At 46.2% G+C, this 10,997-nt stretch carries 8 protein-coding genes; 5 read left to right on the top strand and 3 right to left on the bottom strand.

Translation table 11 applies throughout. The annotated features are described in order from the left end of the window. Positions 1-77: 77 nt before the first annotated feature. The 3 genes from CPZ25_RS16925 to CPZ25_RS16935 all read left to right on the top strand — a co-directional run bounded on the left by CPZ25_RS16925 (position 78) and on the right by CPZ25_RS16935 (position 6,490). The gene (locus tag CPZ25_RS16925) at positions 78-5,264 is read left to right on the top strand and encodes an Ig-like domain-containing protein (protein ID WP_096920106.1); all 5,187 of its coding nucleotides are present in this window, start codon (positions 78-80) and stop codon (positions 5,262-5,264) included. Between the two features lie 102 nt (positions 5,265-5,366). Continuing rightward, entirely contained in the window at positions 5,367-5,783 is a 417-nt protein-coding gene (locus CPZ25_RS16930) for a hypothetical protein (RefSeq protein ID WP_096920105.1), read from the top strand. A 212-nt stretch (positions 5,784-5,995) separates the two neighbouring features. Continuing rightward, positions 5,996-6,490 carry a hypothetical protein gene (locus tag CPZ25_RS16935; RefSeq protein WP_096920104.1) on the top strand — a complete coding sequence of 165 codons (495 nt, stop codon included), beginning with the start codon at positions 5,996-5,998 and terminating at the stop codon, positions 6,488-6,490. Between the two features lie 31 nt (positions 6,491-6,521). On the opposite strand, the gene glpK is transcribed toward CPZ25_RS16935, so the two are convergent. Genes glpK through CPZ25_RS16950 form a run of 3 tightly spaced genes read right to left on the bottom strand, consistent with a single transcriptional unit; the run spans position 6,522 to position 10,142 of the window. Continuing rightward, positions 6,522-8,015, bottom strand: coding sequence for a glycerol kinase GlpK (glpK, locus tag CPZ25_RS16940; RefSeq protein WP_096920103.1), 1,494 nt, complete (start codon positions 8,013-8,015; stop codon positions 6,522-6,524). 11 nt (positions 8,016-8,026) lie between these two features. After that, positions 8,027-9,562 (bottom strand): amidohydrolase, encoded by a 1,536-nt coding sequence (locus tag CPZ25_RS16945; protein ID WP_096920102.1) that lies wholly within the window; start codon positions 9,560-9,562, stop codon positions 8,027-8,029. Positions 9,563-9,566: 4 nt separating this feature from the next. Further along, complete coding sequence (locus CPZ25_RS16950) at positions 9,567-10,142, bottom strand: glycerol-3-phosphate responsive antiterminator (RefSeq protein WP_167495262.1); 576 nt, start codon at positions 10,140-10,142, stop codon at positions 9,567-9,569. Between the two features lie 257 nt (positions 10,143-10,399). Here CPZ25_RS16950 and relB point away from each other — a divergent pair, with 257 nt between their 5' ends. Together relB and CPZ25_RS16960 are read left to right on the top strand one after the other, a co-directional pair. Then, entirely contained in the window at positions 10,400-10,621 is a 222-nt protein-coding gene (gene relB / locus CPZ25_RS16955) for a type II toxin-antitoxin system RelB family antitoxin (RefSeq protein WP_096920100.1), read from the top strand. Further along, positions 10,614-10,889, top strand: coding sequence for a type II toxin-antitoxin system RelE family toxin (locus CPZ25_RS16960; RefSeq protein ID WP_058695706.1), 276 nt, complete (start codon positions 10,614-10,616; stop codon positions 10,887-10,889). Before relB ends, CPZ25_RS16960 begins: the two co-directional genes overlap by 8 nt. The last annotated feature ends 108 nt before the right edge of the window (positions 10,890-10,997 follow it).

A 10,997-nucleotide genomic window follows, 5' to 3' on the forward strand; every position in this document is an offset into this window, starting at 1 on the left:
AGGGCTTTGCCGAAACGGTTTATGAAAGTTTCGTTTTGGCAAAGTCCTAATATTTATCGTGAAAAAGGAAAAAATAAATGAAAACGTTAGAGAAAATTTTTTCAGTATTCCTTGCTTTGCAGCTTTGCTTTACAGCACTGCCGATTCAAGCTTTTGCAAAAACAGCCGAAGAAGCAAACATCGAACAAAGTACCGAAGCCCCTGTTTTAAACGAAGCAGAGGCTTTAAAAGAAAATTCGGAAGCGGACAACCCCAGTACTGACAAGCAGCCAAAAGATACAGAAAGCGCTTTAACAGAAGCTGTGATTGCTGAGAGCGGCGGTGAAGTGCAAAGGAAGGAACATGATGAGCCTACGGAGAGCGCTGAGCCCCGGACATCAAATCTGCGTATGGCAGAAGGTGAGCTGCAAACAGCCGGCGGCGACGGCAGTATCGAAAATCCATATCAGATAGCAACCGCTGAGCAGCTTGACAGCCTTCGCTATGACACGGAAAGTCATTATTATATCCAAACGCAGGACATTGATTTATCAGGCTATGACAGCTGGATGCCGATTGGAAACGGCGACAGCCCGTTTAAGGGGAGTTATGATGGGAACGGCTGCGTCATCGATAATATGAAAATAATGATCGAAAGCTGTATCACAGTTTATCCGAATTCAGATCCTTATCCCCCAACGCTGCACGTGTATGCGGGATTATTTGGAAATATATATAATGCTTATGGTAATAATGATAATTATTTGAAAAATATTGAGGTGATGAACTGCAATATTACAGGTGCAATTCCAGGAAAAAATGATCCCGAAGACTATTTGCTATACCATACCGCCATCGGCGGAATTGTTGGAGAGGGAGATCAAACAAGACTGATAAATTGTCATGTATCGGGTGCTATGGTCATTGATGTCGGAGATACCGATTCCGACAACAGTATTGGAGGCATTGCGGGTCAGGCGAAATCAGCAGAAAGCTGTACCAATGATGTCAATATATCCGTTGACAGTGACCGGATAACCAGTATCGACCCGGACAGTCAATGGGCTGATGTTGCAGGCATTATTGGCTTGACTCGTTATTCTTATGCCTCTAATAAAACAATAGATTGCCTCAACAATGGTAAAATTTCAAGCAAAGTGGCGGGAAATCTTGCGGGGATAAGCGGGGATACAAGAGCGCCAAACCAGATTTTAGGCTGTACAAACAACGGCGCTTTAGATGGTGTTAATACAAATATCGGCGGCATTGTCGCCAGTTGCACAGCCTATACGAATTCTGAGGTTGGTTTTATTAGCAGTTGTATCAATAAGGCCAATATAACAGGAAAACTTGGCGATTTAAGCCGATCACCAAGTGTCGGTGGAATTGTTGGATATAATGTTAATCATAATGTGATAGATTGTAAGAACGCCTGTAAAAAGATCGAATATCCGCCAGAAGAAAAGGTTTATTTAGGAAGAATTATTGGAGATGCAAATCCTCTCGAATTTAAAAACAATATGGCATTAAACACAATGACCATTAATGGTAAAGTGCCAACCGAAGATATTGGCCCGGATAAAAGAAACGGCCAGTCCGCAACCTTAGCTGAAATGGGCTTACCGGATGAATCACTGGAAATTACAAAGATTGTGTTCTCGTCAGATTATAAAGCAATGAGGGCAGGCGAAAGCTCTAAAATTCTACCTTCCTTTGAGCCAGAAGGCGCTGTGGATGCTTTGAATTGGACAACGTCAAATACAGAGATTGCGACAGTAGACGCTTCAGGTCTTGTAAAAGCAGCGAAAGCCGGGACAGCGATGATTACAGCGACAGATGAAACAGGCCAGCATTCTGCCAGTATGACGATCATTGTTGAAGGCACATCAGACGATTCAGCAATTTCAGGGCATCAACCGGGAAAGACTTTTACAAAAAATGAAACAATTGATGGCGATCAGATGCTGATTAATAACAGCTCCAACCCTATGAGAGTCTCAAGCGGGGTCTCTGTTACAGTCCGAGGAGATATGAAAATTGGCAATAATGGCGCTTTGGTTATCGAAACCGGAGGCCGTTTATATATTGAAGGTGGCGATCTGGAGGTTTATGATAATGGCAGTGTCACGGTTAATGGCGGTGAGCTGTTAGTTTTCAGGGACATCAGTATTCGTAAAAACGCGATTTATAAAACGGTTAACAGCCAGAAGGATAAAGCGGTTGTAAAGGCTGGGCGAGATTTTAAAATGGAATCCTATAAAGATTCCTCTAAACTTGAGGGGGATTTATATGTAGGGCGCAATTTCACACAGAAAAAAGGCAGTTGGTTTGATTTGTTTGCCCGGAAAAGCAATTCTAATTTCACACCTTCTGCTGCGCATCGTTTGATTTTATACAAGAGTGAATTCAGCGATGGCAGACAGAGCATTGATTTTGAAAAAAATACGGAATCCTATTTATCAAATTTAGCGGTTGATTCTGAAATTCTCGATCGTTTTAAAATCAATAAAGCCATTAACGGAAATCTGGAAAAGATGACCTTGGATAAAACTTACGTTCTGCCATTGATTAAATCCAGCTTAAATTTGACACAGTCGGTTTATAAAAGCGCGCTTATTAAGCTTGTTAATTCTACAAATCAAACGCTGTTTAATCATAATTTTACAAATAAGCTGACAAAACAACAGCGCGATGATGTGATCAATATCGCTAAAATTTGGATGATGTCAGAACCTGCTACAGCGGTAAGCCTTAATATTCAGGGGGTTTCATATACAAACCGTACAAATACATGTGCGATTAATATTGGTGGGAAAAAGATATATCTAAAGGCACAGGAAGGCCAATACGGGGTTGGAAAGGCTTCTTTTGGTATGGTGAGCTATGAGATAGACGGTGAAAAAGGAACACTGTGTACGGGCGCGAACTATGATATGCCGCAGTTTAAAAAAGATATAGCCGTTTTTGCTGAAAATGAAAAGAGAGCAATCGTTAAGACGCTTCTTGGAATAGAAACAGATGAAATCAGCTTCAGCAGCAATATTGTTGATAAAATGACCGATTATTTTGTTAAACTATATGCGGGAAAAAAGATTGAATGGATTGAACATACTAAGGAAAACCAGATTAAAGCAGTTAAGAAGAGTACAGCACAGTCCTATAAAACGGGTGATGCTTTTGAAAAGGCTGCCGCTTTCGAGGCGCAGCATATTGAAGAATCTCTAAGCAAAGAAGAAACCGTGATTGAAGGAAATAAATTTTCTGATAAAAACGTGTCCTTCGAGGATGCTAACCTTGAAAGGGCAGTTAAGCAAGTGACTGGAAAGACCACCTTAACAGTATCCGATATAGAAAAAATTGAGTCCTTAGCGTTGGACAATAAAGGAATAAAAAGTCTTAAAGGGTTGGAAAACGCAAAAAATTTACGCATTCTTCAGCTCTCTGGCAACGAAGTGACAGACCTTTCACCAATATCCGGTTTAAAAGAACTTCGTGTATTGGATATTCGAGCAAATCTTGTGGGGGATTTAATGGCGGTTCAGTCACTGAAAAATCTCGTCTGTCTTTTAGCTTCGTATACAGGATGTGAAGATGCCAGTTCATTAGCGGAGCTAACCCAATTAGAAACCCTGGACGTATCTTCCAACTATTTGAAGGATTTGTCCTTTTTAGCAAAACTATCAAAAATAAAAAATTTAAAAATAAGTGAAAATGCGTTTAATCATTCAGATATCAGCGTTTTAGGTGAGCTGTATAACTTGGAAATTTTGCAGGCTGACAACAGTGGATTGACCGGTTCCTTGAAGCTTGATCAATCCACCCGTTTAAATCATATGGAGATCTCTTATAATTCTCTGGATCATCTGGAATTGAGTGAATGTCCGTTGAAAATTCTGAACATAGGAAATAATCAAATAACGGATTTGACAGGAATCACAAAAGCAATAGATCTGGAAGCGCTGAATGCAGAAAACAATCAACTAAGCAGTATCGCGGGAATTGAGAGATGCCCACAATTGAAGATATTAAATATTGGTGGAAATTTTATAAAAGAAATTAATGAGCTTATGGCTTTGACTAATATGGAATATTTAAACTGTAGTCAACAAGAGATTGAAAATTATTTGCCTATTTCTGCTTTTAAGCAGCTTAAAAGTCTTAATATCTCTGAAACAATACCATCAAATTTAGACTTTATAAAAAATTATACGTTGCTCGAAGAATTGGAAATAGCAGAGTGCGGACTGCGAAATGAAATGCTTGGTTCTATCGCAGAACTTAAGAATTTGAAATACTTGAATGTAGCTGGGAACAGTTTAGACAATTTGACAATTTTTGCAAATATGGTTTTACTTGAAGATTTGAATGTAAAAAATAATAACATTGAGCGTCTGTCAGGCATCGAAGCCATCGCAAAAAACTTGAAAAGTATTAATATTAGTGAAAATCCGATACAGGACACAGAGGAAAACAGCAAGGTTATAAACCATTTAGAAGGCGCTGGCGTTATTATTGATAAAGAAATGCTTGAATTAGAGGGACTGGAAATTAATGATCGAGAACTTTTAATGAAAGTGGGAGAAAAAGCGTGTTTGAAAATGACCACTTATCCACTTGAAGGGACTGCTTTAACGTTTAAATGGACAAGTGATAACGAAAATGTGGCGACTGTTGATAATAACGGAAATGTATTGGCGGTGTCCGAAGGCAGCGCAGAAATCACAGTAATGGATGAAAAGAGTCAAATTTCGGATAAATGCAGGATTACAGTAAGTGAATCGGAAATTCAGATTGTAAACATTGAAAAAATTGAATTGAATATAAAAGAAGCCAATTTAAAAACAAGTGAAGCGGTTCAACTAACAGCCACCATCACCCCAGAAAACGCCACCAACAAAAACGTGAGCTGGACAAGCAGCGATGAAAAAGTAGCGACGGTTAAAGGCGGCGTGGTCACCGCTGTAGGTGAAGGAAAAGCCACCATCACCGTCACCACAGAGGACGGCAATAAAACCGCTGAATGTACCGTAACCGTCACGAAAAAAGAAGAACCAACGCCGGTAGAACCAACAACGCCGACGGTGGAACCAGAAAATAACAATCCGTCTGGTAATAATGGCACAAAGACAGATACGACGGTTCAGACAGCGGCCAAAAACAACAGCTCAAATCCGAGCACATCCTTGACGAATCAGGAAAAAATCAGCACCCTGCTGGTAATGTGCACGGTCACAGCACTCTGTGCTCTGGCAATTTTCAGCATTAAGCGCAAACAAACCAAATAACCCATCGGGATACTAAGTCATTCCACCCGGAAACTGAAGGCTGCGCGCCTTCAGTTTCTTTTTTTACCGTTAATACTTTAACAATGCAAAGGAGTAAAGAACATGAAGCAAAAACTAAGCTATGAAGTGTGCGCGGCCATTCTGGAAAGGCCGATTGCCTGTTACGAGGAGGTGGAGGGCTATCCGCAGAGCCGGGTGCGCGTCACCTTTACGGACGGCGGTCAGCTTTTCTTTGACGGCCATCTGGAAAGCTTTTATGAAATGATTTTAACCCACCTGATGGTCAGTGTTCCGCACTGCAAGCGGATGGCCCGGGAGGTCCTGGCCCTTGAAAATGAAACCAAAATCATGCTGCCGATTGTCATCCGGCCCAGTCTGTCGTTCATGGTATTTGAGCGGAAAGAGGGTCCGTTGTTTGTCAACCGGTTTTCAATCAATGAAAGAGCCGGAAAGCGGCTGTTTCGACCGCCAGATCAGCTACCACGGCGGCGCGGTCATTGCTGTGCCCTACAGGGATAAAACCATACGAAACCGCATGCGGGAAGCCCGGCAGGTGGAGCTTGAATGGCTGAAGCGGAACGGGCTGTGAGTAAGAAAGGTCCGAACATTGGCGGTATCCTGTATGAAAACCGTAAATAAGGCGCTATTATGGTAAAATCAAAACAGCTGTATTGATTTGGGCGTTTTTCTATTATAGAATGAATAAAAATGGCTGAAAGAAGGAAAAAATCATGGGGAGAAAACAGGGCCTCCTGGCTGCCGTTGTGCTGCTTTTCATCATTATTCTGGGCGGCTGCGGCGGCAGTACAACGGTACAGAGTGATTTGGAGAAGACTGCGGAGCGTTTTAACGCCGCGGTGGCAGACACGCATAAGACCTATACCTTAAACACCGGCGGTGCGGTCCGGTTCAGCGGTATGATGGCTGTGGAGGGACAGAAAACCGGCCGCGGTATCTATGACGATTGTCTGAGAATAACCATGGCGTGTGAGCTGGCCCAGGCCCGGGCTTTCTTTGATCAGGCGGAGATCACCGCAGTGGGCGGGGATGGACGGGACTACGGCGACAGCACCTTTTTCGTCAACGGTGATGAGAGGGAGTGCGCGCTGACCATTGAATGTCCCACCGGAGAAAACGTGGAGTACATTGTCATTGGTCCGTTCAAACCAAATTTTGATGGCGATAAGAGCAAAATTATTTTTGAGAGAACAAATGCCGGGACGTAGCCTTTCGTTACATCCCGGCATTTTTTGCTGTTTATCGTTTCAGCCAGCCGCCCGCGCGTTCAATGGCGCGGTTCCAGTTAAAGCAGCGTTCTTCGCGTTCTTCGTCTGAGATCGCAGGCTCAAAGCTGCGGTCGATTTTCCAGAATTTGGAAATTTCCTCGATGGAATCCCAATAGCCAACCGCCAGTCCGGCGGAGTAGGCAGCGCCGAGGCAAGTGGTTTCTGTAATGACGGGCCGTTCAACGGGAATCCCCAAAATGTCGGCCTGGAACTGAAGCATAAAATCGCTTTTGGCGCCGCCGCCGTCGGCTCGGAGCTTTTTAAGCGGAATGCCGGCTTTGCGCTCCATGACCTTAAAGGCGTCTCTCACCTGAAAAGCCATGGATTCCAGGGCGGCTCTGGCGATGTGGTGCTTGGTGGTGCCGCGGGATATGCCGATGATGGTGCCTCTGGCGTAGGAATCGAAATAAGGTGCGCCCAAGCCCACAAAAGCCGGGACAAAGTAGACGCCGGCTGTGTCGTTCACCTGTCTGGCAAGCATCTCGGCTTCGCCGCTCTTTTCAATAATGTTGAGGCCGTCCCGCAGCCACTGGATTGCGGCGCCAGAGACATCTACCAGGCCCTCCAGCCCATAGTCAACCTTTCCGCCAATGGACCACAGCACAGGGGAGAAAATCCCGTCCGATGGCGGGATGTACTCGTCGCCGGTATTCATCAGAATAAAGGAGCCGGTGCCATAGGTGTTTTTAGCCATGCCCTTTTCAAAGCAGGCCTGGCCCAGCGTCGCGCCCTGCTGGTCGCCGATGAGCCCGGCGATGGGGATTTCAACGCCGTCAAACAGCGCTGGATCGGTGGCGGTATAGATTTCGCTGGTGCTGCGGATTTCCGGAAGAATGCTTCGTGGGATTTCCAGTTCGTTCAGGATGCCTTCGTCATAATCAAGGGTTCTGGCGTTTTGAAGCAGGGTGACCGCGCTGTTTGACGGATCGGTCACATGCACCCTGCCGCCAGACAGCTTCCAGGTAAGCCAGGAATCAATGGTTCCGTAAATAAGCCGGCCTTCGTCCACACCCTTGCGGATTTCAGGGTTATTCTTCAGCTGCCAGTGGATTTTGGTGGCGGAGTCGTTGGGGATGATGGTGACGCCTGTGCGGTCTTCAATGGCCGGCCCATCTTTTTCGATCAGGGCCTCACAGATCGGCAGGGTGCGCCGGTCCTGCCAGACAATGGCGCGGTCTGCGGGGATTCCAGTGTTCTTATCCCAGAATACAGTGGTCTCACGCTGGTTGGTAATGCCGATGCCCGCGATGTTTTCGGGCTTGAGGTGCGCCTCTGAAATGGCCTGCCGCATCATTTTCAGGGTGATTTCATAAATTTCCATGGCGTCATGCTCTACCCAGCCAGGCTGTGGAAAATACTGAGTGAATTCGCTGTAGGCTGAGGAAATAATATTGACATCCTGGTCAAAAATGATGGCGCGTGTGCCGGTGGTTCCCTGGTCAATACCTAAAATATACTTTTTCATGATCGTCTCCTTTATTTTTGATAAACAATTTTTCCGTTTTTAATGGTCATACAGACCTCGAGATCCTTGAGCTTATCAGAGGCTGTGGTGTAAGGGTCTCCAGACAGAATAGTGAGATCTCCCAGCTTTCCGGGTGTGATACTGCCCTTTTGGTCTTCCTCAAAGGCACAGTAGGCGGCATCAAGGGTGAACATCCGCAGTGCGCTCTGGATATCCACACTGTTTTCGGAATAGGACTGGTTGACAGCCGCGTGGAGGCCTAAGACAGGGTCCATGGGGGTGACGCCAGAATCGGAGCCGCCCCCCACGGGAATGCCGGCTTTCACAAAAGCGGAAAGCGGATAGCCCCGGCGCTCGCGATCATCTCCAAGGCGAAGGTTATAGACGCTGCCAGGGCCGCCCCGCAGATAGGTAAAGGAAGGCTGGGTTGAGATTACAACGCCAAGCCGGGCGGCGCGCTCGATATCGCGGGCGTCTGGAAATCCAAAATGCTCGATGCGGAAGCGGTGGCCTGTGCATGGGTACAGCGCCAGCGATTTTTCCAGGCAGTCCAGCACAAAGGTGACGGCGCGCTGGCCAATGGCGTGAAAACCGGCCTGAAGGTGGTTTTTATGGGCGTTTGTGATGTGGTTGACCACAAAATCCTCAGTAAAATAGATTTCGCCACAGGTATCCGGGGCGTCGGTATAAGGCTGCATGAAGGCCGCGGTTCGGGAGCCGATGGAGCCGTCCAGCAAAAGGTCGGTTCCGACAACCGGCAGATGGTGGTCCAGAATATTCTGGATGTTTTCGGTATCCCAGTAGAGGCGGATATCGAGGGGAAAGTGGCGCTGGTTTTCAAGAAAAACAGGAATATCTTTATCCGAAAACATATCGCCGCCCTCCATGGCGTGAATGGTGGTGATCCCCATTTTGACCGCCTCTGAGGCTGTGTGGTTTAGCATATCCGCCCGCTGGGCATCGGTCATTTTCTCATAGAAATAGGAGCGGGCTTTGCCGTTAGCTTTGTCGTGCAGCCGTCCGGTAACGTGGCCAGATGCGTCTTTTACCAGGCCGTGTTCGGTTCCGTCAAAACCAATTTCGTTAAAGGCCAGGGTATTGACCAGTGTGTAGTGCAGTCCGCGGTCCACAATGTAGACGCCGCGGTCTGGGACAACCGCGTCAATTTCGGCTGCGGTCGGCGGCCGTTTCTCAGCCAGGCGGGATTCATCGAGCCGGGTGCAGTAAACCCACCCGGAAGCCCCGTCCTCTGAGGCTTCCCGGATTTTATCAAACACGTCGGCGATGGAAGCACAGTCGTACAGGTCGATGCCGATGGCGTTGAGGCCAGTGCCCATGACGTGCACATGGCAGTCGTGGAGCCCGGGTACGGCGGTTTTTCCTTTTAAGTCAACGCAGTTAATATGCCGCTCTCCAGCCAGTCGCCTGACATCCTCGGAACGGCCGGCGGCGGTAATCTTACCATTTTTAATGAGAACCGCCTCACAGAAGGGGCGGTGCGTATCCATGGTAATGATGTTTCCACAGGTAAGAGCCAGATCATTCATTTTTTTAGTCCTCCTTTTGTTGGTTATGCCACAGTGCTTTTTCACTGGTGGTAACGCCTTCCAGACCAGCCTTTAAGAGCAGGTTCAGCTCTCCGGCGCTGGCGCAGAGTCCTCCGCCGAGCAGAGGACAGCCGGTTTCTGATTTTATCTTTCTGATAATGCGCTCCGGCAGAGAAGAAGGCATTAGCAGAGCAAAATCGGGTGTGTTTTCATTTACCGCGCGCACCGCGCTGGCGACTGCGCTGCTGTCAATGATAAAAAGCCCTAAAACAGCCAGCATTTTTTCATTTTGTATGGTGCTGATACAGTGAAGCCTGGTTGTGTTTACAGCGTCGACACCGATGTTTGCAAGGTAACGGATACCGCTACGGTCTGGGCTCAGGCCGTTTATGGAATCATGATGCACAATAATTTTTTTGTGCTTTTCATGAACGCGGCGCACGATATTGGGCAATGTGTTGATATCGCCAAGTTTTACCATGACCCAGGGATCCGCGTAGCTGTCCAGAAAGGCCACGAGGTCGGCAGTATTGGAAATAGCCGGAATAACAGCTGGCAGGGGTGTTTGCAGGTTTGACAATTTTAGCTCCTCCATAAAATGAATACAAAAAATCCGCATCACACCCTGCCTCTCTTGAGCAAGGCTGCAACACGGATTTATCTCATCTGCACAATCCTAATGTATTCTTTTTCTCATTGTATCGGATTTTTTAAACGATGTCAACTTATTTCGAAACGGACTGCCACAGAATGGCGTTTTGGGTTAAAAGGCTTAAGTTATCTTGATAAAGATCATCGATCGTAATACAATGTATTACAAGAAAGGGGTGAAGCACAATGGCAGTATCCGTAAGATTAAATAAAGAGGATGAGGCGTTGATTCGAAACTATGCGCAGATGAAGAACCTGTCGGTTTCCGAGGCCATTCGTCAGGCGGTCATGGAAAAGATTGAGGACGAGTTTGATTTAAAGGTTTATTATGAGGCCATGGCGGAATATAAAGAAAATCCGGTGACCTACACCTTGGACGAAGTGGAAAGAGAGCTGGAAATTGGCTGAGAAATATCATGTCGTTTTAACTGAAAAGGCGAAAAAAAGCCTGAAAAAGCTTGACAGACATACTGCGCTTTTAATTACAGGCTGGTTAAGAAAAAATCTTGAAGGCTGCGCCAACCCCTATCAGTACGGCAAGAGTCTCAGCGCGAACCGAAGCGGGCAGTGGCGTTACCGTATCGGCGATTACCGCCTGGTCTGCGAGATTTCAGAGCAGACCATCACCATTCTTGTTTTAAATGTGGGACACCGGAAAGAAATTTGTAAGCATTAGAAAATAGAACGGACTCCCGGGGGCGTAACGAAAAGTTAGCTCCCGGGATTTTTTAGGATATCCCTAATCTTAAAATGGTATAATAAGGCCACCTGTAAAATTGACTGC

It is taken from the genome of Eubacterium maltosivorans (genome assembly GCF_002441855.2).
In the GTDB taxonomy this organism is placed as follows: domain Bacteria; phylum Bacillota; class Clostridia; order Eubacteriales; family Eubacteriaceae; genus Eubacterium; species Eubacterium maltosivorans.